Source organism: Vibrio nigripulchritudo ATCC 27043, from assembly GCF_000222685.1.
GTDB lineage: Bacteria > Pseudomonadota > Gammaproteobacteria > Enterobacterales > Vibrionaceae > Vibrio > Vibrio nigripulchritudo.
Map to the genome: position 1 here is coordinate 1 of NZ_AFWJ01000057.1, position 22,183 is coordinate 22,183.

Genomic DNA, 22,183 nt, shown 5'->3' on the forward strand with positions numbered 1-22,183 from the left:
AAAGCCACGATAAGTGGCTTTTGTTTTATCTGGAATTAAAATATTAATTCATATTTGAAATAGCCCAAGTTAGAAAAGCTTTTCTATCGTCTTGAGACGCTTGATTAAACAGCTGCTGTAGCGTTTCCAAGTCGGTAGTCGTCGCCTTTTTTACAGAGACACTTTTCTTTTCTATTCTCGCTGAGTTAACTTCGACCGCTTTACCTGCATAGGCAGCAATACTTGCTGGCTCCGAGCTTTCATTAAAGTTCTTCACTTCCTGAACCATGTCTGGCATGAAAGTAAAACCAACTTTAATTTGTCCTGTTTTTAAAGACTTAAGATCACCATTTGAATCTTTAAGGTAAAATTTGGGATCTTTATTAAACCGTTCCCCCTGGCTTAATGTATTTATTCTTGGGATAGTCAGAGCAATCTCACTATCAGAACTTGTAAAAGTTGCCACTAAAGGCTGAGACTTAAATTTAGTGTTTTTACTACCAGCTTCAGTTACAACTTTTGCTACTCGAAACACAATCTGATTAGTCCCGTTAGGAATGGTTAATGTTTCTTTATAATCAAAGCCAAAACTTGAGTAACCAATATCCTCTCCGTTGACGATCATAAGCTGAACATCTTTAGGTATAGAAATCTCAACATCAGCTAGTGATGCAAATGGAACCAGTGCTGAAGTGAGCAATAGCTTATGACTTAATTTCATAGTTCTCTCCCTGCAAAATGAGAAACAAGTCTACTATTCATTTTATTATTTGTTCCGCAAAGAAAGTATTAAATAATCTCTGCTTTGCGATCTTACGCTCGTAGTAATTTGACGTTATATTAATAGCGGACATAATGTTGGATTGAATTATTATGAATATTTCTAAAGTTGCAGAGTTGACCGGTCTCACCACCAAATCAATTCGATTTTATGAATCAAAGAAGATTACTTCTCCAGCACTTCGTAGTGCCAATGGATATCGGACTTATTCAGAAAAGCACATTGAAGAGTTGCAGCTTGTAGCGCGAGCGAGAGCTGCTGGGTTTAACCTAGATGAGTGTAAATCTTTGCTGGAACTCGCCTTCAATCCTTCTCGTACCAGTGCTGAAGTAAAACAAAAAACACGCGAGAAACTGGCGGAAGTTGAAGCCAAAATTTCAGATCTGACTTTAATGAAATCTCAGTTAGAAGCTTGGATTGAAGAATGCCCAGGGGATGAAGGGCAAGAATGCCCCATTATCGATAATTTGTGCGGACATAAAAAATAGGCTCATTAAGAGCCTATTTTTAGTTTGAATCCATCTTAATCCACAGCTTCGATGGTGAGGATGATGCCGTTTACTGAAGTGACTTTTACCGTGGTTCCTGCGGTGAGTGCTTTTTCGCTGATGGCAGACCAGGTTGTATCACCAACTCGAATTCGACATCTCCCTGCCTGAATATCCTCTTCGAGTCGAGTAATTTGACCGACAAGCTGTTTGTCTTTCTGGTTTAGGTCGGTGGCTTTGTCGTCTAGCACGTCTTTTTTGTGCTGATACCGCCACCAAAGCCAGGTAGTGACTAGAGAGAAAACCGCAAAGCAGACCCATTGTAACTCCCAGCTCATTGGCAGAAGGAGTTTTACGATACCCACTAAAATGGCGGAAATGCCAATCCACAGTAGATACCCTGCGGTGCCTAATAGCTCGCCGCATAAAAGCACCAGCCCAAGGGCTATCCAGTGCCAGTGATTCATTTGGTCAAGCAGTTCAAACATATTACTTCTCTTTCGATTCTTTAAACATTTCGGCAATGCCAGCGACTGAGCCCATTAGACCTGTTGCTTCAAGTGGCAGCATGATTATCTTACCGTTTTCTGCCTGTCCAATCGACTTGATCGCTTCGGTATAACCTTGCGCGATAAAGTAGTTAACGGCTTGCATGTCACCTTGAGCAATGGCATTAGATACCATCTCTGTTGCTCGAGCTTCCGCTTCCGCCGCGCGTTCCCTTGCTTCTGCCTGAAGAATGGCCGCTTGTTTGTCACCTTCCGCTTTTAAAATTTCAGCTTGTTTCTGACCTTCAGCTCGTAGGATCTCCGCTTGACGAACGCCTTCTGCCTCTAGCACTTCTGCACGCTTATTACGCTCTGCTTTCATTTGGGCATTCATCGCCGCAGTAAGATCTGAAGGAGGCTGCACATCTTTAATTTCGATACGGGTGACTTTAACTCCCCAAGGGTTAGTTGCTTCATCAACGATAGACAATAAACGCGTATTGATCATGTCACGTTGGCTGAGCATTTCATCAAGTTCAAGAGAGCCCAAAACAGTACGAATATTTGTCAGGGTTAGGTTTCGGATTGCGTGTTCCAGATCGTTCACTTCATACGCGGCTTTTGCCGCATCGACAACCTGCACAAAACAGACAGCGTCTATGGTGACGTTTGCGTTGTCTTTAGAAATGACTTCCTGTGCTGGAATATCCAGAACGCGTTCCATCATATTCACTCTGTGACCGATGGAATCAATGAAAGGGATAATGAGGTTTAAGCCTGGCTTAAGCGTTTGGGTATAGCGTCCAAAACGCTCTACTGTCCAATTGTTGCCCTGAGGAACGGTTTTAACGCCTGCAACGATAAATATGATGGCGACAAAAAGCAGTACGCCAATGGTGATGAGCATGTCGAGTTCCATGACTGTATCCTTAATGCATATTGGAGACTTCAGGATACAAGGAACTTCGTTAACAGGGTACTTAATTTATGAAAACGTGAGAGTTTTTGCGTTACGCTTTGCACATATAAAAAGCAGCCCGTTTGGGCTGCCTTTGATGAGAAAAGGTTTAGTAAAGAAGAGAGTAAAGTTTACGGCGGTACTGACCCGCAAGTGCATGACCTTGCCCAAGAGCAGAAAGAATATCCATGAAGGATTTCTTCAAATCGCCATCAAGTGCATTCAAATCTTTTGATAAGAATTGCCACATGAGTTCAAGGGCTTCTTCATCTCTCCCCACCTGGTGATATTGAAGAGCCAAGTCACTGGCGAACTGAATATTCTCTGGCTCGCTTTGAAACTGAGCTTCCAAAGCTTGAATTTCAGGGCTATCGGCTGCCTGCTTATGAAGGTCAAGTTTGGCTACCAGACTTTTGTAGTAGTTATCCTGATATTCTAAAGGAATAGCGGAAAGGAGTTGCTCAGCAGTTTCAAATTGATTGGTTTCAAGCAAACAGTCTACGGTTACTAGTTTAACGTCACCGCGTTGTTTGAATTCCTCCGACAGTGTCGAAATTTCTGCAAGCGCTTCGGTGAATTGTTGAGCTTGAAGTTTTTCCTGAATGGATTTGAGCGCCAGTTCATCCTGACTTGGAAGGTGCTTTTCAAGCATAGACTTGATGGCTTCAATAGGTTGAGGACCACCCAAACCGTCGGTAGGCTGACCATTCACGAACAATGCAATCGTTGGTAGCGCCTGGACACCAAATTGACTCGCGATCATTTGCTGCTCTTCACAGTTGATGGTCGCCAGAGTGAATGCGCCTTGATACTGTGAAGCGAGTGTCCTCAACTCCGGAATGATTTGCACACTTTCCTGGCTCATTGGAGCCCAAAAATGGATCAGTACTGGAGTCTGCGCAGAGCCCTCAAGCACTTGACGAAAGTTCTGTTCATTGATTTCAACGGTAAATTCAGACGACATGGTCTTTCCTTATAAATGAGCACTGTCTATTAGGTAAGGGTAAACGAGAGAGAAATCAAGGGGAAATGCCACACAAGGTGGCATTCGTGTGAAAGCAAGCAAAGGTGTAAAGTCACAGAATTAGAATAATAAGCGCTACGCCTAAGCTCAGCCAGTTTAGCTGGTTTAGTGTCATTGTTTCCTCAACAGGTAACGCAGGGGCAAGTAAAAACAGGAATGTTTTCCAGCCTCAAGTGTATTGGAGGTTTGTTAACTTTTTATGACACTCATACGGCTTATTTATGAAGATTGACTCATAGCAATAGCTTGAGAGCTTTCTAGCCTAAGCCGCTTTGGACAAGATCTTGTCTAGCCATGTTGTCGGTAATATGCGTTTGAATACAGCAAAAACTTTGGTTGGTGTAGTGACTCGATAGCGAATCTTGGGTTTGTTGGCTTCTATCGCATGGATAAGCGGGGAAACCATAGATTCAGGAGGAAGAGTGAAAGCGTTACCTGACTTATCGTTGCCCAGTCGCTGAAGCTGCAGCTCGTATTCGGAGCGATGAACACTGGACTCTACGTTGATCCATTTTTGAAAATGTTTGAGTGCGTTGGCTCTGAACTGGGTTTCGATAGGTCCCGGTTCAATCAAAGAAATATGTATTCCGCTGTTCGCCAGTTCAAGTCTGATCGTGTCCGTCCACCCTTCGAGTGCAAACTTCGAAGCATTGTAGGCACCGCGGTATTTCATCGCTGCAAAACCCAATACAGAACTGTTTTGAATGATGCGACCATAGCCTTGCGCTCTCATCATAGGAAGGACCTGCTTCACCAGTTCATGCCAGCCAAATACATTGGTCTCAAACTGTTCTCTCAGAGCGTCGGTAGGCAAGTCTTCAAGCGCACCAGCTTGTCCGTAAGCGCCGTTATTAAACAGGGCATCCAGTTTTCCATCGGTAATGGCTAACGCTTCCTCCAGTCCGCTCGTGATGCTGTCGGTGTCACTGACATCCAGCAATACACAATTCAGTCCTTCTGAACGAAGTCGAGCTACGTCTTCTTCGCGTCGGCAAGAGGCGACGACCAGATAGCCTTTCTTATGTAGTTCGTGAGCACATACGTAGCCAATACCTGTCGAACAGCCCGTAATCAGAATGGACTTTGTCATGAATTTTCCCTGTAAAAACCTAAAGTTCGGGCAGTGTAACAGACCCTAATCCTGATGCTGAAGAATGTTTTTAAGCGCGGGCTCCAGCCGGGAAAAAGTGAAATTGAATCCAAGCTCGGTCAGGTGCTTTGGTTTGGCTCGAATGCTATCGAACAAAAGGGAAGACGCTTCGCCAAGTGCTGCTTGCATTACCCATTTTGGTGTGAATAAAACGTGCGGGCGGTTAAGCACCTTGGCGAGTGTTTTGCTGAACATCTGATTTTGAACGGGATGAGGAGCACATAGATTGAACGCCCCTCGGGCGTGTTCAGTCTCCAACAGGTACATAATGGCTCTTACCATGTCCTGAAGATGTATCCAGGGCATGTATTGTTTACCACTGCCTATTGGACCGCCTAACCCCAGCTTGTAAGGAGGCAACATTTTTCCAAGGGCACCGCCATGAGATCCTAATACGATCCCCGTTCGAAGAATACAGACTCGTGTAAGGTCAGAATCGGCTCTTTTAGCGATGGCTTCCCACTGAGCGCAAACTTGATGAGCGAACTGCTCCTGGTGGACGTGAAGGTTTTCATCAAAAGGGTGGGCTTGCTGATCGCCATAGTAACCGACAGCGGAACCGCTAATAAACACGTTTGGTGGCTGAGTGCTGGCGTGAATAAGTGAAACGATCTGCTCGGTTACGTTCCAGCGGCTGTCGCAGATAATTCGTTTCTGATCATCTGTCCAGCGTTTGTCGGCAATAGGTTCACCGGCGAGATTAATCACTGCATCGAAATCATTGAGTTCAGAAAAAGAATCCAGTGAGGTGATGTACTCGATGTTACCGAAATCGGCATGGGTCAATGTGTTTCTGGCGGAATTTTCGCAACGAGTGAGAATAACAAGTTGATTACCAGCTAAGTGTTTAACGAGTTCCTTTCCAATAAAACCGGTTCCTCCGGTTAACAACACTTTCATATTATTCCTCATTGTCTTTTACCGTTGTTCATTATAGACGTTGGAGGTCGAGTTAGATCAGAGTGAAAGACTGAGTGGTCACGACCTGGGCAATTCGGATTATCGAGCAATACGTTGACAACAAATTTGTAAAATAATTCCCCCCAAGAATTGAACGATAGCGCTATTGTCACATTTTCTTACAACTTTATGTGCCATGCTGTATATATAAGCGATTGATGAACATGAAGCGTCGCTTGGGTATGTCGTTCATTGAACAGGAAAAACAATAAAAGCGCTTAATAGCGAGTTCCATAGAGCGACTCATTGCTGACCAGAAATCACAGGGGGTGGAATGTCAGCCATTCTTGCGCTAGCTAAGTCTATGCTTTCCAGCTTTAGAGATCTTATGCCGATAATACTGGTTATCGGATTCTTTCAGCTTGTTGTTCTACAAGAACCTCTTCCTAACTTACTCTCCATTCTTTTTGGCTTACTCCTTGTTGTTCTGGGTCTTACTTTTTTCATTTTTGGACTTGAAATGGGTTTGTTTCCTATCGGCGAATCCATGGCACAAGCCTTTGCCAGAAAGGGGAGTGTCGTCTGGCTCATTATTTTTGCTTTTAGCTTAGGGTTTGGTACTACCATCGCAGAGCCCGCGTTAACGGCAGTCGCACAGGAAGCCTCAGAAGTCGCAGCGGAAGGGGGAGTCATCGACCATACCGAAGAAGCAATGGAAAGCTACGCCGATGGCTTGAGATTAACCGTTGCTCTGTCTGTTGGAGTGGCGATTGTGATTGGTGTGATCCGAATTTTAAAAGGATGGCCGATTCACATCATGATTATTGGTGGCTATCTGGGGATCGTGATACTGACTGGGTTCGCCCCAGATACCATTATCGGTATTGCTTATGATTCGGGTGGCGTTACAACCTCGACCATTACGGTGCCTCTGGTTACGGCTCTGGGGGTTGGGCTTGCTTCAGCGATTAAAGGACGAAATCCAATGATTGATGGTTTCGGTCTGATCGCATTTGCCTCGTTGTTGCCAATGATGTTTGTGATGATCTACGGGATGGTGCTGTCATGATTAGCCCGTCTCTTTTTATTGATACCTTTGTTGGAACGGTTCGTGACGTGATTCCAATCGCGTCGATTATCTTTGGTTTTCAGTTTGCGGTGTTGCGTAAGCCAATCGTTAATTTGGGGAAAGTGGTTCTTGGATTTGTGTATGTTCTGCTCGGTTTATCGCTTTTCCTTATAGGTCTGGAACTGGCACTGTTTCCCCTTGGTGAAACCATGGCAACGCAGCTGACAGAGCCTGAATTTCTGCAAGAATTTAAAATATCGCTCGGTCAGTCTCTGGAATGGATAGATTATTACTGGGTGTATTTGTTTGCCTTCTTTATCGGCTTCAGTACCACAGTGGCGGAACCGTCACTGATTGCCGTTGCGATTAAAGCGAACCAGGTGTCTGGCGGTTCAATCAGCGTCAATGGATTGCGATTTGCAGTCGCACTTGGTGTTGCCGTGGGCATCTCACTTGGTAGTTATCGCATCGTGGTCGGAGACCCTATCCATTATTACATCATCAGCGGTTACATCGTGGTGGTGATTCAAACCTTTTTTGCTCCCAAACTCATTGTGCCTCTGGCGTACGATTCCGGTGGTGTAACGACCTCAACCGTTACCGTTCCGTTAGTCACGGCTCTGGGGTTGGGATTGGCTTCCACAGTACCGGGGAGAAACCCGGTTATCGATGGCTTTGGACTGATCGCGTTCGCCAGTTTATTTCCAATGATTTCCGTCATGGGTTACGCACAGCTAACTCAATGGCTGAACCAGCGATCTTCGTCAAAGGAGAAAGAAAATGCGCTTTAAACTCATCATTGCTTTTGTTGAAGAAAGTAAAACGGATTTGGTTCTGGATGCCGCACGCAGTGCCGGGGCAACCGGAGCGACAGTAATCAACCACGCTCGTGGAGAAGGTCTCAATAAGAAAACAACCTTCTTAGGGCTGACGCTAGAAGTTCAGAAAGACGTATTGCTGTTTGTGGTAGAAGAGCATCTTTCTCGCCATATTCTCGAAAAAATTGGTGAGGTAGGCGAATTTGATGAAGCATCAGGGCAGGGAATTGCGGTGCAAATTGATGTAGAAGACGCCGTGGGCGTAGCCCATCAAGTTGAAACTTTAACCAGAGTAGTAGAAGAAAAATTATGAGTATGCAGATGATGATACAGGTCAGAAATGTCATGTCAGACTCCTACGTAATTGTCGATGGTCTGACAACCGTTCAGGAAGCCATTCATTTGGCAAAAGAGCATCAGGTGAAAGCATTGCTGGTGGACAAACGTTATGAAGACGACGAATACGGCATTGTGCTTATGAATGATATTGCCAAAAGAGTACTGGCGCAGAACCGTTCTCCAGAGCGAACCAATATCTATGAAATCATGACCAAGCCCGCGCTTTCTGTGCAGCCCAATATGAACGTTAAATATTGTGCTCGACTGTTTGAGCGTTTCGGCATCAGCCGTGCCCCAGTGGTTGAGGACGGTAAAGTCATCGGCATGGTGAGTTACAACAACATAGTCATCAATGGCATGGCAAAAGACGTTTGAAATTTCTCAGGACTGGTTCCTCATTGGTGTGAAATCAAAGCACAAGCGGATAAGATTGGTGTAGAGTCCGAATCTTGCTCGACTTTTCATCTGATGAGGATCTTATGAGACTGTTTTTTTCTTCAGACTTACACGGCTGTGCGCATGCGACGAAGAAAGTGATTGAGGCTTTCCAACAATCGGGATGCGAACACTTTCTATTGCTTGGCGATACCCTAAATCACGGACCACGAAATCCGGTTCCTGATGGCTATAACCCGCCAGAAGTGGCTGCAATGTTGAACGAGTTATCCGATAGAATCATTGCTGTCCGTGGCAATTGTGACAGTGAAGTGGATCAAATGCTTCTCAACTTTCCAACACTGTCTGATTACACATGGGTATTGCTAGAAAACGGCAGACGTCTCTTTTTAACCCACGGCCACATCTACAATTCAAACAAGCGCCCTAACCTAAAGGCGGGGGATGTTATATGTCACGGACATACTCATATTCCTGTCGCAGGTGAAGTAGACGGCGTGTTCATCTTTAATCCTGGAAGCACCACATTCCCAAGAGACGGGTATCAAGCCAGCTATGGGCTTTATGAAAATGGGCGATTTGTCGTTCAGAGTTTTTCCGGGGAGGTTATTGTCGCGGGGGAGATGTAAGCCCAGCACTCATATAAATTGAGAGCCAGGCTTTATCAATTCAACAGACTTTAGGTTACTTAGAATCCGAATGACCCAGATCTCGCTCTGGGTCAATCACATCACGAACCTTCTGCTTGAGCACTTTTGCTTCCGGGAACCCGCCATCGCGTTTTCTCTCCCAGATTAATGCACCATTACAGTGTATTTCGAAACGTCCACCAGTATCAGGGTGCAAAGACACGGTTTCAATTTCTTCGCTGAACGTGTGAAGCAATTCTTGGCTTAGCCAGGCAGAGCGGAGCATCCAATTGCATTGGCGGCAATAGTAAATATCAATAATGGCTTTTTCCATAGAACCCTCTTACCAGGCAGAATAAATAAGTTTAATGCTCACCATAATGGTCAGCACTTCAAAAGCAATTTTTATAACAGAATTTGGTAAACGGTGGGTTGCAATTGCACCAAGCCAGCCACCAAGAAAGGAGCTGACAAGTAGAATGGGCACCCAGGTCCAGTGAGGGTCGATGCCGACATTCACTATGGCTATCGCTCCCATGCCGTTCCAGAACAGCCCTACGCAAACCAGAGTAAGTGCAACCGCCTGTTTGTAACTGAAACCAAACCAGCGAACTAAGAACAGAGTAACAACTAAGCCAGAACCGGCGGTCAGTGAACCATTGAAGATACCAAGAAGAAAAAGTACAACGCCACCGATAACCCATCCGAGAGGATCTCGGTGGCTGGGGCGTTCCTGCTGTCCTAGCTCTTTTTTGAATCGGGAGTAGATACCCAGAGACAAGATAATAAAACCAAGTAATAACTCACCAATTTTTCCCGGTAAGATCAATACGACATAAGCCCCTGCAACCACTCCCAAGCAACCAGTGATAATAAGGTAGACTGCCAGCTTAAGATCAAACTGTTTGGCACGAAGGTGTGAAATTGCCGCTCCCAGCCCCATAGCGACCGTGGCGATTTTGTGTGTCGCGAGTGCTGTCTGAAAACTCAGCCCGAGAAAAATAAGCAAAGGGAACTGGAGTAACCCCGCTCCTCCTCCAGCTATAGAAGAGAGGGTGCTTGCGGTTAAGGAACCAATAAAGAGATAAGTGCTTTGAAGCCAGTCCATAGTCTTTCTGAAAAGAGGGAGGCAATCCTACCTCCCTTTGTGTTGTTAGTGAGAATACAAAACGGTCGAGCCGTGATCCAAGCTGGTCATCAACAGCGCTTTTGCATTGATGATTTCAACCCGACGGCTTTGCTGTGCATCCATTTTGAAAATCTGGGTAATGACTTTGAGTTGCTTGTCGGTAAAGTCTGCTCCCTGATTGGATGAGATATCTTTAAACTCTTTAGGTTCAATCAAAAGGTAGTTATCGCTCAATTCCCAGGCACCGTTTTCCGATACATTAATGGTCGACGAGGTGTTTTTCTCGTGTGTTCCGGTGTAAAGGTTAATGCGTGATACCCGCAGATAAGTGCCGTTTGGCAGGTACTTTACATTCGAATCTATGGTCGCTTTTCTCAAAGGACCAATAACCTCATCCTGCTCAGAATCGGACTCAATGAAAAGACGAGTCACCATACGAGACTGCCACTCGCGTGAGGTCAGAACATTCTCAACTTTTGCGCTTGTTTGTGTATAGAGCCATGCACTGGCGAGCGCTGACACAACCAGAAAAATTAACGCTCTTTTCAAGTTTTTCGTCATAGTCATTAGTTACATACCTGTGCAAAGTCTGGTTGAGTTGAGAAGAGCCGCAAAGTCACGTTTTCACTTGAGTAGTGAATAGAGTGGATGTAATTCAAAATGATCTGTCCGTTTTGACCACCCGTTGCTATCACTTGAACAGGCGCGAGATCGCCTTCATGTTGCGACGCGTAGTGCTCGATACACTTTTCTATATTCGGCAGAGACTGCTGCATACTAGGGTGGTTTTCAGGCATGCGAACCGGAATTCCAGCGACTTCTGCAATGGTCGTGAATTTGGCCGGTTTTTGCTGAGAGCCTAAATAGGTTAAGAATGGCAGAGCAAATGCCAGAATGACGGCAAGCCAGACCCATTTGCTGTCTTTTGATGCAGGTTGTACCGGTTCAGATGGGATGGTGACAGCATCATCTTGAACTGGCGTGGTAACGGCTGAAGAGGACGGCTCTTTTTCTACCAACTCTTTAGTGTCTACAGCGGGTTCTGCTACTTCAGGAAGGTCGGCAATTTCTTCATTAGAGTTAGGTGTATTGCGTTCAACCGAAGAGATGAGTTGGTACCCACGCTTAGGGACGGTTTTTACAAACTGTGGAGATTTAGTGGAGTCTTTCAGCATCTTTCTGAGGGTAGAAATAGCCTGAGTCAGACTGGAGTCATCGACCTGAAATCCCTGGTCGCGCCAAACGAATTCGTGCAACTGCTGGCGGGTGATCACCTCATTTGGGCGTTCCGACAACATAAGCAAAATACGGCTTTCATTACTTCCCAGACGAATAACTTCATTGTCGCTGTGCTGGTCTACTAACGAGTTGCTGTTAGGATCAAAAATAAACCGTTGCGCGAGAATGAATTTAGTACCGATATTAGTCATTATTGAAGCACTTAGTCTTGATTAGAGTTCTGTGAAACCGAAGGTGTGTGAGTGTGATTTAATTCACACTTTATCTTCTTTGAGAATTTTTACGCACCATAGAATAATCAAAAACGATCAAAAAAACATTGTTTTTATCTCTTTTGACCTTGAATTTACATTTGCCAGCCACATCTAACTAGCATCTTGGAATTTAGTTTGAAAACCAACTCTCAAGAAAGTTCCAGGTTTTCAAATTTGTGCATCTAAATGTCTAGTTTTGGAGTGAAGATGAGCGAGACAATCACAAACAACAAAGAAACTCGAGGCTTTCAATCAGAAGTAAAACAGTTACTTCATTTGATGATTCATTCTCTATACTCGAATAAAGAAATTTTCCTACGCGAGCTTATTTCTAACGCGTCTGACGCATCAGACAAGCTCCGTTTTCAAGCGCTATCAAACGCAGACCTGTATCAAGGTGACGCCGACCTAGGTGTTAAGCTGTCGTTTGATGCAGAGGCAAACACCCTAACGATTTCTGATAACGGTATCGGTATGAGCCGTGATGACGTGATCGAGCATCTGGGTACCATCGCAAAATCCGGTACAGCGGATTTCTTCGCGAAGCTTTCTGAAGATCAAAGCAAAGACTCGCAGCTTATTGGTCAGTTTGGTGTAGGTTTCTACTCTGCATTCATTGTTGCCGACGCAGTAACAGTGCGTACGCGTGCAGCTGGCCTGGCAAGCGATGAAGCAGTGCAGTGGCATTCGGCGGGTGAAGGTGAATACACCATTGAGAGCATCACCAAAGAATCGCGTGGTACAGACATCATCCTTCACATGCGTGACGAAGGTAAAGAATTCCTGTCTGAGTACCGTTTGCGTGATGTAATCAGCAAGTATTCTGACCACATTGGTATTCCTGTTTCCATCCTGACCAAAGTGAAGGATGAAGAGGGCAAAGAAACAGAAGAAACCAAGTGGGAGCAAATCAACAAGGCTCAGGCGCTTTGGACTCGTGGTAAGTCAGACATTTCTGAAGACGAATACAAAGAATTCTACAAGCACGTAGCAAACGATTTTGCAGATCCACTCACGTGGAGCCACAACAAAGTCGAAGGTAAAAGCGACTACACCAGCTTGTTGTACATCCCTGCGAAAGCACCTTGGGATATGATGAACCGCGATCACAAGAGTGGTCTGAAGCTGTATGTGCAGCGCGTATTCATCATGGATGACGCTGAACAGTTTATGCCAAGCTACCTGCGTTTTGTTCGCGGTTTGATAGATTCCAACGACCTGCCTCTGAACGTTTCTCGTGAAATTCTTCAGGATAACAAGGTGACTCAGTCACTTCGTAGTGCCTGTACTAAGCGTGTGCTTGGTATGCTTGAGAAAATGGCGAAGAAAGATGAAGAACAATACCTGTCTTTCTGGAAAGAGTTTGGTCTGGTTCTGAAAGAAGGCCCGGCAGAAGACTTCTCAAACAAAGAGAAAATTGCAGGGCTGATGCGTTTTGCTTCTTCTGAAGTTGATAACTCTGAGCAAACTGTTTCTCTTGCGTCTTACGTAGAGCGCATGAAAGAAGGTCAGGACAAGATTTACTACCTGACAGCCGACAGCTACGCCGCAGCGAAGAACAGCCCGCACCTTGAGCAGTTCAAGTCGAAAGGCATTGAAGTTGTTCTGATGTTTGACCGCATTGATGAGTGGCTAATGAACTACCTGACCGAGTTCGATGGCAAGCAGTTCCAGTCAATCACTAAAGCGGGTCTGGATCTGAGCAAGTTTGAAGACGAAGCAGAAAAAGAGAAGCAGAAAGAAACCGAAGAAGAGTTCAAATCGGTGGTTGAGCGCACGCAAACTTACTTGGGAGACCGAGTGAAAGAGGTTCGCACAACCTTCAAACTGGCGTCTACCCCTGCAGTTGTTGTGACTGATGACTTTGAAATGGGTACGCAAATGGCGAAGCTTCTGGAAGCAGCTGGTCAGGCTGTTCCTGAGGTGAAGTACATTTTTGAACTGAACCCAGAACACGACATGGTCAAGCGTATGGCGGATGAAGCCGACGAAGAAATCTTTGGTCGCTGGGTTGAAGTATTACTTGGTCAGGCAATGTTGGCAGAACGCGGTGCGCTGGAAGATCCAACGCAGTACGTTGGTGCGGTCAACCAGCTTTTGACTAAGGTGTAATAGGCGAATCGAATTCCCTAGGTAACACTGTATCAAGCCCCACTTTTAGAGTGGGGCTTATTACCTTAGCGACGTATCTTATGCGGAGTAGGTGTCAGGTTACTTGGAGATAATGGTCACTTTTTGAGTAGCCAAACTGGCAAGGGTCGAAAATAGTCATTTATATATGGTATATTCACGCCCGATTTCATTGGGGCTCAGCGCCTCGTAAAGCAGTTATACCGAAACTTACCGTTCACGCTGTGAGCTTCGGTATAAATTCAAAATATTAAGAGGATCCAACATGCGCATCATTCTTCTAGGTGCTCCAGGTGCAGGTAAAGGCACGCAAGCTCAATTCATCATGGAAAAATATGGTATTCCACAAATTTCTACTGGTGACATGCTACGTGCAGCTATCAAAGCGGGCACTGAGCTTGGTAAACAAGCGAAAGCAGTGATCGATGCAGGTCAACTTGTTTCTGACGACATCATTCTTGGTTTGATCAAAGAGCGTATCGCTGAAAACGATTGTGAAAAAGGTTTCCTACTAGATGGTTTCCCTCGCACAATTCCTCAGGCTGATGGTCTGAAAGAAATGGGTGTAGACGTTGATTACGTGATCGAATTTGATGTTGCTGATGATGTGATTGTTGAGCGTATGGCGGGTCGTCGTGCTCACCTGGCATCCGGTCGTACTTACCACGTTGTGTACAACCCGCCTAAAGTAGAAGGCAAAGACGACGTGACTGGTGAAGATCTGGTTGTTCGTGATGACGACAAAGAAGAGACAGTGCGCGCTCGTCTGGGTGTATACCATGAGCAAACTGCGCCACTGATTCAGTACTACGGTAAAGAAGCTGAAGCTGGCAACACGAAGTACCTTAAGTTTGACGGTACTAAGCAAGTTGCTGAAGTGAGTGCAGACATCGAAAAAGCGTTGTCTTAATCAGACAATCTTTTTAATGATTTGATATAGTTAAAGCGGTCTTAAAGACCGCTTTTTTCGTTTTTGAAGACTTTTTGGAAACACAGATATTTGAACAAACTTTTCCAATTTGAAATGAATCCAAATGGTAAAAGAGTTCGTAAATATCTAGACTGTTGATTTGGGTCAACAGACCTGAAATAACCCCTTGAGATAGAAAGGGTATACCCAAGTGTCCTTAGTGCGTTTCTCCTCAGAGAAGGTTACTTGGATATACGTTTCAATCTGAAATTGGATAAATATGGAAAATATGCCAAAACAAGGCATTTTGTTGGCTAACCTGGGTACCCCTGACGAGCCAACCGCGCCTGCTGTCAAAAGATTTCTCGCTCAGTTCCTGATGGATAAACGTGTCGTTGATTTGACTCGTTGGTTATGGTGCCCGTTATTGCACGGCATTATTTTACCGACCCGTTCTCCAAGAGTTGCCAAGCTCTACAAGACAGTATGGATGGATGATGGCTCTCCTTTGATGGTCTATTCCAAACTTCAGGCTCAGGCATTAAAAGAGTTGCTGGATGTGCCTGTAGAGCTGGGGATGACCTACGGTAACCCGAGCCTACAATCCGGGATTGAACGTTTAATGGAGCAGGGCTGTAAAGAAATCATTGTTTTGCCTCTGTTCCCTCAATATTCGTCAACAACAACCGCGGCTGTGTCGGATGGCTTAACCGATGCCTTCAAAAAAATGCCAGAGATACCGGGTTACACAGTTATCCGCGACTACCATGACCACCCGATGTACATCAAAGCACTGGCAGACAGCGTCCGTGCTCATTGGGAAAAGCACGGGCAATCAGAGTATTTGTTGTGCTCTTACCATGGTATACCTAAGCGTTATGCCGATAACGGAGACATTTATCCTCAGCACTGTGAGGTTACAACTCGATTACTTGCCCAAGAGCTAGAACTTGATGAGAAGCAGATTGGTATGACTTATCAGTCACGATTCGGCAGAGAAGAATGGCTGCAACCCTATACCGACGAAACCATGGAAGCGCTGCCTTCTCGTGGAACCAAAAAGCTTCAAGTAATTACGCCTGCATTTTCAGTCGATTGCCTGGAAACGCTTGAAGAAATAGCCGAGGAAAACAAGGAAATATTTATGGAGGCTGGTGGAGAAGATTACCAGTACATTCCTTGTCTTAATGCAGGCCCTAGTCATATCGAGATGATGAAAGCAGTGATAAATCCGTATCTACGCTAGAGATTGACTATAGATCGAAAGAAGGCTGCCAAATGGCAGCCTTCAGTTTTTATGTTTCGTTCAATGCCAAAGAGGCGTGTTCATCTTCGTCTTCAAGCTCGGGTTTGTCTTCCGCACCATGCATCCAGATTATCAACTGATTGGAACATAAAATCAGCAGCAAACCAGAAAGAGTTGCAGTTACCGCGATGCCTCCGAAAATGGCTAAAGCACCAAAGTCGCCGACGTGAGAACCTATGTAACCCGCAACATAGTTAGCAATGGCGTTGAATCCGAACCAGACTCCCATCATCAAAGACGCTAACCGTAGAGGAGCGAGTTTAGTTACCATCGATAACCCGATTGGCGAAAGACAAAGCTCTCCCAGTGTATGGAAGAAAAACGCACCGATAAGCCAAAGCATTGAAGTTTTGGCTGACGGATCTCCACCTTGCTCAAGCGCTGCTCCCACCATGCAAAGAAAACCGAGCGCAAGAAAGAAAAGCGCCAGCGCAAACTTTATCGGTGAGTTGGGCTCGTTCTTTCCCATTCTGATCCACAGCGCCGCCAACATAGGGGCAAGAGTAATAATGAAGAAAGGATTGAGCGACTGGAACCAGGCGGCAGGAACTTCAAATCCGCCGACCATTCTGTCGGTGTATTGCTGGGAGTAGACATTCATCAAACCACCAGCCTGCTCAAATCCTGCCCAAAATACCACTACAAACAGCCCCATCACCATAATCACTTTCATGCGATCTTTTTCTTCTTTGGTTAATGGTTGTCTGGACTGAGTTGCCGCGGCGTGTTTCTTTGCAGCAGGCTCTATGCCAATATTACCGAGCCAGCGGTGAGCAAACCCCATCTGCAGTAACAGGCTAATAACCATGCCGATACCGGCAGCTAAAAAGCCTGCTTTCCAACCGTATGTACCTGTAACTGAACCAGATACTAAACCTGCCAGAAGACCGCCGATATTGATGCCCATATAGAAAATTGTGAAAGCGCCGTCACGTCGGTTATCACCTTCCTGATACAGGTCACCTACCATGGTTGAGATATTGGGTTTGAATAGCCCATTACCTGCGATGATTAAAGCGAGACCCAAATATAAAGCATGAGTTTCAGAAAGCAGCAGGGCATTGTCAGGAAGCGCTAATGCAAATTGCCCCAGCGCCATCAAAACGCCGCCCATTAACAGTGAACGGCGTTGGCCCAGATAGTTGTCTGCAAGCCATCCTCCAATAAGAGGGGTAATGTAAACCAACCCCGTATATGCGCCGTAGAGTTGCAAGGCTTGCTGATTCGTCCAGCCAAGCCCGCCATTTATAGTGGTATCGGTGAGAAAAAGTACCAGAATGGCGCGCATCGCATAGTAGGAGAAGCGTTCCCACAATTCGGTACTGAAAAGAAGGAACAACCCTTTTGGGTGCCCCATAAATTCGGAATGTTGTTTTTGCATTGTCTGTTCTTATTTGAAGTCTGTTGGAATCGAAAGAACAAAAATGAAAGGCAAGATGATCCTGCGATCTTGCTGCTGACATCCTGACCTAATAGAAGGAAAGAAACGGATGAGCGACGGTTATCATTGATCGTCCATGACGATAAGCGTTATCAGGCTTGTCTTGTTACCAAAATCTTCACCAATATACGCCTGAATGAAAGCCACGGTTTGCTGTAATCTTTGTTTGCATTATTGCATTTAGACTAGTTAATGAAGATGGTATTATGGGCTAAAAATTAAGACCGATATTGAGCAATGAAACGTTGGTATCTTTTATATTGCAAGCGTGGTGAACAGGCTCGGGCAAAGTTGAATCTCGAGAATCAGGGTGTGGAATGTTATTACCCTGAGGTGGAAGTCGAAAAAGTGCTTCGCAACAAGAAACAGACAGTAAAAGAGCCGTTGTTTCCGTGTTATGTGTTTATTCGCTTCGACTACGAAGCCGGACCGAGCTTTACAACCGTGCGCTCTACTCGTGGGGTTGTGGACTTTATCCGATGTGGGGCACACCCACATGAGCTGCAAGGGGACTTGATATACGAGCTAAAACTTCTTGAAAAAGAAGATGAAACCGTCATTAAGATGTCTGAACCAGAAAAAGGTCAGACGGTACAAATTGAAGAAGGGCAGTTTGCTGGTATCACGGCGATTTATCAGGAACCCGATGGCGATAAACGCTCGTTCTTACTGGTTGAAATGATAAATAAGCCCGTCAAGGTCAGCGTTGACAACTCTTCTCTCTCCTGGGAATAAACGAAAGGCGCTTAATTAGCGCCTTTCTCTTTTGGTTTAGTATGCGTCGTTGTGAACGGTTTGTACTGCGCGACCTGATGGGTCAATGCAGTTTTGGAACGACTCATCCCACTCAATGGCTTTAGCAGAAGAACAGGCAACCGAAGGACCACCCGGTACACATTTCGCTGCAGACTCTAGCGGGAATAGCTCTTCAAAGATTTCACGGTAAACGTAACCTTCTTTGGTACTTGGGGTGTTGTAAGGGAAACGGTAAGCGGCAGTTTCCATTTGCTGATCGGTGACCTTAGCTTCCGCGACTTCTTTCAACGAATCAATCCAGCTGTAGCCTACGCCATCAGAGAACTGTTCTTTCTGGCGCCATGCGATTGAATCTGGTAGGTAGTGTTCGAAACACTCACGCAGAATGTGTTTCTCCATCTTGCCGTTGCCACACATCTTGTCTTCAGGGTTAAGGCGCATAGCCACGTCAATAAACTCTTTATCCAGGAACGGTACTCGACCTTCTACACCCCATGCTGCAAGAGATTTGTTGGCACGAGCACAGTCAAACATGTTCAGAGCCAGCAGCTTACGAACGGTCTCTTCGTGGAATTCTTTCGCGTTAGGCGCTTTGTGGAAATACAAGTAGCCGCCAAAGATTTCATCCGCACCTTCTCCAGAAAGTACCATCTTGATGCCCATGGCTTTGATCTTACGACCCATCAGGAACATTGGAGTCGATGCGCGAATGGTTGTGACATCGTAGGTTTCAATGTGATAAATCACATCACGGATAGCGTCCAGGCCTTCCTGAACGGTGTAAGTCATCTCGTGGTGAACAGTCCCGATCTTGTCTGCTACTTCACGTGCAGCTTTTAAGTCTGGTGCACCCTCAAGACCTACTGCAAATGAGTGAAGTTGAGGCCACCAAGCTTCCGATTTTTCATCGTCTTCAATTCGCATTGCTGCAAAGCGCTTAGCAACCGCAGAAGTAATTGAAGAGTCCAGACCACCAGACAGAAGTACACCGTAAGGAACATCCGTCATCAACTGACGTTTAACCGCATCTTCCAGTGCCTGAGTCAGTTCTTCTTTGCTTGTGGAGTTACCTTGTACAGCGGCGTACTCGTTCCAGTCACGAACGTAGTAGCGCTGAGGTTCAGCATCACCGCTGCCGTAGTAACAACCCGGAGGGAATTCACTGATGGTTTTACAAACAGGAACCAGAGCTTTCATTTCTGAAGCTACATAGTAGTTGCCGTGTTCGTCGTAACCTTGGTAAAGAGGGATGATGCCGATGTGGTCGCGACCAACCAGGTAGGTGTCTTTCTCTTCATCATATAGTACGAATGCAAAGATACCGTTCAGTTCTTCAAGCAGGTCTGCGCCCATTTCCTGATAAAGCGCTAAGATAACTTCACAGTCAGAGTCTGTCTGGAAATCAAACTTATCGGAGTAGCGAGCACGGAGTTCTTTGTGGTTATAGATTTCACCATTAACCGCGAGTATGTGTTTTTTGTCCTGACTGTACAAAGGTTGGGCACCACTGTTCAGACCAACAATAGCAAGACGTTCGTGTGCTAAGATCGCTCGATCTGATGAATAAATACCAGACCAATCAGGTCCGCGGTGACGCAGTTTCTTTGACATTTCCAGTGCGACTGGTCTTAACGCTGCTGCATCACTTTTTATGTCTAGGATGCCGAATACTGAACACATACCAATTCCTCAAGTAAATCCGTTTTAATCTTTTCCATTTAATCTGCCACTATCATTACAAATTGCAACTCTTAGGAATAAAATAATTTACTCTTACGTGGTCTTATTAAATATTTTCTATTTTTATGCCTATAAAAGTGAATGAAGTTTTATATTCGATGGTTTTTTGGACAGATTTTGAAAAGTAAGGAGATAACTCTTTGTAAGTTTAAGAACCGAGGGGTTGGTATTTTTGGATCTTGAAAAAGCGTGATAGGGTAATTTTAAGGAAGTGAGCGCAAACAAGAGAGTTACTGCCGTCAATGAGTTATGTAAACAAACAGGACAAATCTGCTTCCGTTGGCAGCCGTGGTCGGGGAAGACCAAAGAATGACGCAAACAACAGTCAGGCAATTACAGTGTTAAATCAGATTGCTGCGGGATTACTCCCAAACCGCAAATCTTCCGTACCCTTGTGGCTTGCTGTTAAAAATGCTCTTGCAGACAGCATTCACCGTCAGGAACTTCCTGTAAATACTCGCCTTCCATCAGAACAGACAATGTGTGAAATACTCGGAGTATCTCGCTCCGTTATACGTTCTGCTTTGGGTAGCCTGTCTTCAGAGGGGCTATTGAATAAAGTTGCCCGGACGGGGATTTTTGTCGCTCCGCCTAAAATGGAAACGGATTTTCTTACTTCGAACATGTCTGTGCATTCCGATTTGGAAGCCAGAGGCTATAAGGTCACGTCACAAACTTTTGAGTTCAGAAAAGTGAATGCTGATGAAGCCGAATCAAAAGTGTTTAATCTTCCCAAAGATGGCAAAGTCGTAAGAATCGAGCGCATATACAGTTTCGAAGATACACCGATTACCCATACCATCATTTCTCTGCCGTCTCACAAAGTGCCGGGCTTTGAAAATATCGATATTGAAGACCAGTCCATTTTCCAATTGCTTAAAGAAAGATATGGGTTGGTATCACGTCGGGCAGAGCGCTGGCTTAACGCTGTCATACCAAGCGAAGACATCTGCAAAAAACTAAGGGTTGAGAATGGACAACCTGTCATTGCCATCGAATCGATAGCTTATGATTCCAGTGACATGCCTTTAGAGTTTTACCGCGCCTACTACAATTCTGCTATCGCCAGAATTCACGTTGCGACCAGCAATGTACACCTTTGATCTACCTCTGCTTAATGATGGGTAGATCTGAGCCAATTCAATAGACCTGCTCTTTTGTTTTTCAACATCTTGTATAGCTTTTAAATTCAATTTCTTATCTATCTTATTGATTTTTATTTCATAACTTAACCTTTTTAATAAGTAGCGTGCTCTAACGCAACTCCATTCATGTGATATCCATTTCATCATTTCTGTATTTATCCAAACGATCAAGATCACAAAAATATCTTATTTCTGATCATACTCAGATTTTTTCTATTTCTGGTACTTACCAGATTGACAAGTTTTTAATCTGTCACTTATAGTGGTTAAAAATTAACCATAAAAGATCTTTTGGTTAACTCAATATTTACATTTGAGGTCACGGATGGACTACCAAAGAGCATTTGATTTTTCAGGAAAGGTCGTTGCCATTGTCGGAGCGGGGAGTGGCATTGGTCTTGAAGCCGCAAAAGCTTTTGCTTCATGCGGCGCAGATTTAGCACTGCTCGATTTAAATGCCGAGGCTCTGAAACGTGCGCGATCTGCTTTGACCTCTATGGGCTACATCTCATCAGAACGGAGCGTTTTTATTCAGGCACTGGATGTTACTGATGAACAAGCGGTGGTGTCTGCTGCTGAGGCAGTGGCAGATGAGTTTGGTCAGGTTGACGTTTTAGTGAATTCCGCTGGTATTGCTGAGCTTCATGAAGCTGACGAGATTGCAGAGCGCAATTGGAAGCGGGTAATGGACGTCAACATGAACGGGACATTCTGGGCTTGCCGCGCTTTTGCCACACACATGTTAAAGCGCCAAAGCAGTGCGATTGTCAATATGGGCTCTATGTCCGGCAATATCATCAATACCCCTCAGTTTGCGTCCAGCTATATGGCTTCCAAAGGAGGGGTTCACCAGTTAACCAAAGCCCTTGCCGTGGAATGGGCTCAGAAGGGGATCCGCGTAAACGCGCTGGCACCTGGATACATCGCAACGGAAATGACCCTTGAGATGCGTTCGCGCCCAGAGCTTTTCAATAAATGGATAGAAATGACGCCCATGGGACGGTGTGGGACACCGTCTGAGGTGGCGGCTCTGATTTTATTTCTCGCGTCCGATGTATCGAGTTACATGACGGGAGCCATCGTTGCTATCGATGGTGGGTACACATGTTTATAA

At 45.2% G+C, this 22,183-nt stretch carries 24 protein-coding genes; 12 read left to right on the forward strand and 12 right to left on the reverse strand.

Annotated features, from left to right (window positions below; genetic code table 11):
* Positions 1-43: 43 nt before the first annotated feature.
* Positions 44-700 carry a YccT family protein gene (locus tag RH89_RS06690; protein ID WP_004400489.1) on the reverse strand — a complete coding sequence of 219 codons (657 nt, stop codon included), beginning with the start codon at positions 698-700 and terminating at the stop codon, positions 44-46.
* 152 nt (positions 701-852) lie between these two features.
* On the opposite strand from RH89_RS06690, the gene cueR reads away from it, so the two are divergent.
* The gene (gene cueR / locus RH89_RS06695) at positions 853-1,248 is read left to right on the forward strand and encodes a Cu(I)-responsive transcriptional regulator (RefSeq protein WP_004400490.1); all 396 of its coding nucleotides are present in this window, start codon (positions 853-855) and stop codon (positions 1,246-1,248) included.
* Positions 1,249-1,283: 35 nt separating this feature from the next.
* Here the strand turns inward: cueR and RH89_RS06700 are convergent, their stop codons facing one another.
* From RH89_RS06700 to RH89_RS06720, 5 genes are all read right to left on the reverse strand, one after another.
* Positions 1,284-1,736 carry an NfeD family protein gene (locus tag RH89_RS06700; protein ID WP_004400491.1) on the reverse strand — a complete coding sequence of 151 codons (453 nt, stop codon included), beginning with the start codon at positions 1,734-1,736 and terminating at the stop codon, positions 1,284-1,286.
* A 1-nt stretch (position 1,737) separates the two neighbouring features.
* The gene (locus RH89_RS06705) at positions 1,738-2,655 is read right to left on the reverse strand and encodes an SPFH domain-containing protein (protein WP_022591377.1); all 918 of its coding nucleotides are present in this window, start codon (positions 2,653-2,655) and stop codon (positions 1,738-1,740) included.
* A gap of 148 nt (positions 2,656-2,803) precedes the next feature.
* Positions 2,804-3,658: a co-chaperone YbbN gene (locus RH89_RS06710; RefSeq protein WP_004400493.1), complete on the reverse strand. Its 855-nt coding sequence runs from the start codon at positions 3,656-3,658 to the stop codon at positions 2,804-2,806.
* A gap of 322 nt (positions 3,659-3,980) precedes the next feature.
* Positions 3,981-4,808, reverse strand: coding sequence for an SDR family oxidoreductase (locus RH89_RS06715; RefSeq protein ID WP_004400494.1), 828 nt, complete (start codon positions 4,806-4,808; stop codon positions 3,981-3,983).
* Between the two features lie 45 nt (positions 4,809-4,853).
* Positions 4,854-5,768, reverse strand: coding sequence for a TIGR01777 family oxidoreductase (locus tag RH89_RS06720; RefSeq protein WP_004400495.1), 915 nt, complete (start codon positions 5,766-5,768; stop codon positions 4,854-4,856).
* A 334-nt stretch (positions 5,769-6,102) separates the two neighbouring features.
* Between RH89_RS06720 and RH89_RS06725 the strand changes: the two genes are divergently transcribed.
* The 5 genes from RH89_RS06725 (at position 6,103) to yfcE (ending at position 9,019) form a co-directional block, all read left to right on the forward strand.
* Positions 6,103-6,837, forward strand: coding sequence for a DUF1538 domain-containing protein (locus tag RH89_RS06725; protein WP_004400496.1), 735 nt, complete (start codon positions 6,103-6,105; stop codon positions 6,835-6,837).
* Positions 6,834-7,628, forward strand: coding sequence for a DUF1538 domain-containing protein (locus tag RH89_RS06730; RefSeq protein ID WP_004400498.1), 795 nt, complete (start codon positions 6,834-6,836; stop codon positions 7,626-7,628). Before RH89_RS06725 ends, RH89_RS06730 begins: the two co-directional genes overlap by 4 nt.
* Positions 7,618-7,968, forward strand: a complete 351-nt coding sequence (locus tag RH89_RS06735) for a P-II family nitrogen regulator (RefSeq protein ID WP_004400499.1) — start codon at positions 7,618-7,620, stop codon at positions 7,966-7,968. Before RH89_RS06730 ends, RH89_RS06735 begins: the two co-directional genes overlap by 11 nt.
* Positions 7,965-8,369 (forward strand): CBS domain-containing protein, encoded by a 405-nt coding sequence (locus RH89_RS06740; RefSeq protein ID WP_004400500.1) that lies wholly within the window; start codon positions 7,965-7,967, stop codon positions 8,367-8,369. The genes RH89_RS06735 and RH89_RS06740 overlap by 4 nt, the downstream gene beginning before the upstream one ends.
* Positions 8,370-8,473: 104 nt before the next feature.
* Entirely contained in the window at positions 8,474-9,019 is a 546-nt protein-coding gene (gene yfcE, locus RH89_RS06745) for a phosphodiesterase (protein ID WP_004400502.1), read from the forward strand.
* 55 nt (positions 9,020-9,074) lie between these two features.
* On the opposite strand, the gene RH89_RS06750 is transcribed toward yfcE, so the two are convergent.
* The 4 genes from RH89_RS06750 to RH89_RS06765 are packed head-to-tail and all read right to left on the reverse strand — an operon-like array spanning position 9,075 to position 11,578.
* Entirely contained in the window at positions 9,075-9,353 is a 279-nt protein-coding gene (locus tag RH89_RS06750) for an Rdx family protein (RefSeq protein WP_004400507.1), read from the reverse strand.
* Positions 9,354-9,362: 9 nt separating this feature from the next.
* Positions 9,363-10,127, reverse strand: a complete 765-nt coding sequence (locus tag RH89_RS06755) for a sulfite exporter TauE/SafE family protein (RefSeq protein ID WP_004400508.1) — start codon at positions 10,125-10,127, stop codon at positions 9,363-9,365.
* Between the two features lie 45 nt (positions 10,128-10,172).
* Positions 10,173-10,715: a regulatory protein ToxS gene (locus RH89_RS06760; protein ID WP_004400509.1), complete on the reverse strand. Its 543-nt coding sequence runs from the start codon at positions 10,713-10,715 to the stop codon at positions 10,173-10,175.
* Entirely contained in the window at positions 10,715-11,578 is an 864-nt protein-coding gene (locus RH89_RS06765) for a winged helix-turn-helix domain-containing protein (protein ID WP_004400510.1), read from the reverse strand. The genes RH89_RS06760 and RH89_RS06765 overlap by 1 nt, the downstream gene beginning before the upstream one ends.
* A gap of 270 nt (positions 11,579-11,848) precedes the next feature.
* Between RH89_RS06765 and htpG the strand changes: the two genes are divergently transcribed.
* The 3 genes from htpG to hemH all read left to right on the forward strand — a co-directional run bounded on the left by htpG (position 11,849) and on the right by hemH (position 15,927).
* Positions 11,849-13,753, forward strand: coding sequence for a molecular chaperone HtpG (gene htpG / locus RH89_RS06770; RefSeq protein ID WP_004400511.1), 1,905 nt, complete (start codon positions 11,849-11,851; stop codon positions 13,751-13,753).
* Between the two features lie 283 nt (positions 13,754-14,036).
* A complete protein-coding gene (gene adk / locus RH89_RS06775; RefSeq protein WP_004400512.1) occupies positions 14,037-14,681 on the forward strand; it encodes an adenylate kinase in 645 nt (214 codons plus the stop codon).
* A 280-nt stretch (positions 14,682-14,961) separates the two neighbouring features.
* Positions 14,962-15,927, forward strand: coding sequence for a ferrochelatase (hemH, locus tag RH89_RS06780; protein WP_004400513.1), 966 nt, complete (start codon positions 14,962-14,964; stop codon positions 15,925-15,927).
* A gap of 49 nt (positions 15,928-15,976) precedes the next feature.
* On the opposite strand, the gene RH89_RS06785 is transcribed toward hemH, so the two are convergent.
* Positions 15,977-17,368, reverse strand: coding sequence for a peptide MFS transporter (locus tag RH89_RS06785; RefSeq protein WP_004400514.1), 1,392 nt, complete (start codon positions 17,366-17,368; stop codon positions 15,977-15,979).
* Between the two features lie 297 nt (positions 17,369-17,665).
* Here RH89_RS06785 and rfaH point away from each other — a divergent pair, with 297 nt between their 5' ends.
* Positions 17,666-18,163, forward strand: coding sequence for a transcription/translation regulatory transformer protein RfaH (gene rfaH / locus RH89_RS06790; protein ID WP_004400515.1), 498 nt, complete (start codon positions 17,666-17,668; stop codon positions 18,161-18,163).
* 36 nt (positions 18,164-18,199) lie between these two features.
* Here the strand turns inward: rfaH and asnB are convergent, their stop codons facing one another.
* Positions 18,200-19,864, reverse strand: a complete 1,665-nt coding sequence (asnB, locus tag RH89_RS06795; protein ID WP_004400517.1) for an asparagine synthase B — start codon at positions 19,862-19,864, stop codon at positions 18,200-18,202.
* Between the two features lie 302 nt (positions 19,865-20,166).
* Between asnB and RH89_RS06800 the strand changes: the two genes are divergently transcribed.
* Together RH89_RS06800 and RH89_RS06805 are read left to right on the forward strand one after the other, a co-directional pair.
* Positions 20,167-21,027, forward strand: coding sequence for a GntR family transcriptional regulator (locus tag RH89_RS06800; protein ID WP_004400519.1), 861 nt, complete (start codon positions 20,167-20,169; stop codon positions 21,025-21,027).
* Between the two features lie 367 nt (positions 21,028-21,394).
* Positions 21,395-22,183 (forward strand): SDR family NAD(P)-dependent oxidoreductase, encoded by a 789-nt coding sequence (locus RH89_RS06805; RefSeq protein WP_004400521.1) that lies wholly within the window; start codon positions 21,395-21,397, stop codon positions 22,181-22,183.

Bases quoted from the DNA above. Each gene is read 5' to 3' on its own strand.
- RH89_RS06720 (WP_004400495.1), bottom strand. From the start codon at position 5,768: ATGAAAGTGTTGTTAACCGGAGGAACCGGTTTTATTGGAAAGGAACTC.
- rfaH (WP_004400515.1), top strand. From the start codon at position 17,666: ATGAAACGTTGGTATCTTTTATATTGCAAGCGTGGTGAACAGGCTCGG.
- asnB (WP_004400517.1), bottom strand. From the start codon at position 19,864: ATGTGTTCAGTATTCGGCATCCTAGACATAAAAAGTGATGCAGCAGCG.
- RH89_RS06715 (WP_004400494.1), bottom strand. From the start codon at position 4,808: ATGACAAAGTCCATTCTGATTACGGGCTGTTCGACAGGTATTGGCTAC.
- RH89_RS06755 (WP_004400508.1), bottom strand. From the start codon at position 10,127: ATGGACTGGCTTCAAAGCACTTATCTCTTTATTGGTTCCTTAACCGCA.
- RH89_RS06735 (WP_004400499.1), top strand. From the start codon at position 7,618: ATGCGCTTTAAACTCATCATTGCTTTTGTTGAAGAAAGTAAAACGGAT.
- hemH (WP_004400513.1), top strand. From the start codon at position 14,962: ATGGAAAATATGCCAAAACAAGGCATTTTGTTGGCTAACCTGGGTACC.
- RH89_RS06690 (WP_004400489.1), bottom strand. From the start codon at position 700: ATGAAATTAAGTCATAAGCTATTGCTCACTTCAGCACTGGTTCCATTT.
- RH89_RS06800 (WP_004400519.1), top strand. From the start codon at position 20,167: ATGAGTTATGTAAACAAACAGGACAAATCTGCTTCCGTTGGCAGCCGT.
- RH89_RS06805 (WP_004400521.1), top strand. From the start codon at position 21,395: ATGGACTACCAAAGAGCATTTGATTTTTCAGGAAAGGTCGTTGCCATT.
- RH89_RS06740 (WP_004400500.1), top strand. From the start codon at position 7,965: ATGAGTATGCAGATGATGATACAGGTCAGAAATGTCATGTCAGACTCC.
- RH89_RS06725 (WP_004400496.1), top strand. From the start codon at position 6,103: ATGTCAGCCATTCTTGCGCTAGCTAAGTCTATGCTTTCCAGCTTTAGA.
- adk (WP_004400512.1), top strand. From the start codon at position 14,037: ATGCGCATCATTCTTCTAGGTGCTCCAGGTGCAGGTAAAGGCACGCAA.
- htpG (WP_004400511.1), top strand. From the start codon at position 11,849: ATGAGCGAGACAATCACAAACAACAAAGAAACTCGAGGCTTTCAATCA.
- RH89_RS06710 (WP_004400493.1), bottom strand. From the start codon at position 3,658: ATGTCGTCTGAATTTACCGTTGAAATCAATGAACAGAACTTTCGTCAA.
- yfcE (WP_004400502.1), top strand. From the start codon at position 8,474: ATGAGACTGTTTTTTTCTTCAGACTTACACGGCTGTGCGCATGCGACG.
- RH89_RS06730 (WP_004400498.1), top strand. From the start codon at position 6,834: ATGATTAGCCCGTCTCTTTTTATTGATACCTTTGTTGGAACGGTTCGT.
- RH89_RS06705 (WP_022591377.1), bottom strand. From the start codon at position 2,655: ATGGAACTCGACATGCTCATCACCATTGGCGTACTGCTTTTTGTCGCC.
- RH89_RS06700 (WP_004400491.1), bottom strand. From the start codon at position 1,736: ATGTTTGAACTGCTTGACCAAATGAATCACTGGCACTGGATAGCCCTT.
- RH89_RS06760 (WP_004400509.1), bottom strand. From the start codon at position 10,715: ATGACTATGACGAAAAACTTGAAAAGAGCGTTAATTTTTCTGGTTGTG.
- RH89_RS06750 (WP_004400507.1), bottom strand. From the start codon at position 9,353: ATGGAAAAAGCCATTATTGATATTTACTATTGCCGCCAATGCAATTGG.
- RH89_RS06765 (WP_004400510.1), bottom strand. From the start codon at position 11,578: ATGACTAATATCGGTACTAAATTCATTCTCGCGCAACGGTTTATTTTT.
- RH89_RS06785 (WP_004400514.1), bottom strand. From the start codon at position 17,368: ATGCAAAAACAACATTCCGAATTTATGGGGCACCCAAAAGGGTTGTTC.
- cueR (WP_004400490.1), top strand. From the start codon at position 853: ATGAATATTTCTAAAGTTGCAGAGTTGACCGGTCTCACCACCAAATCA.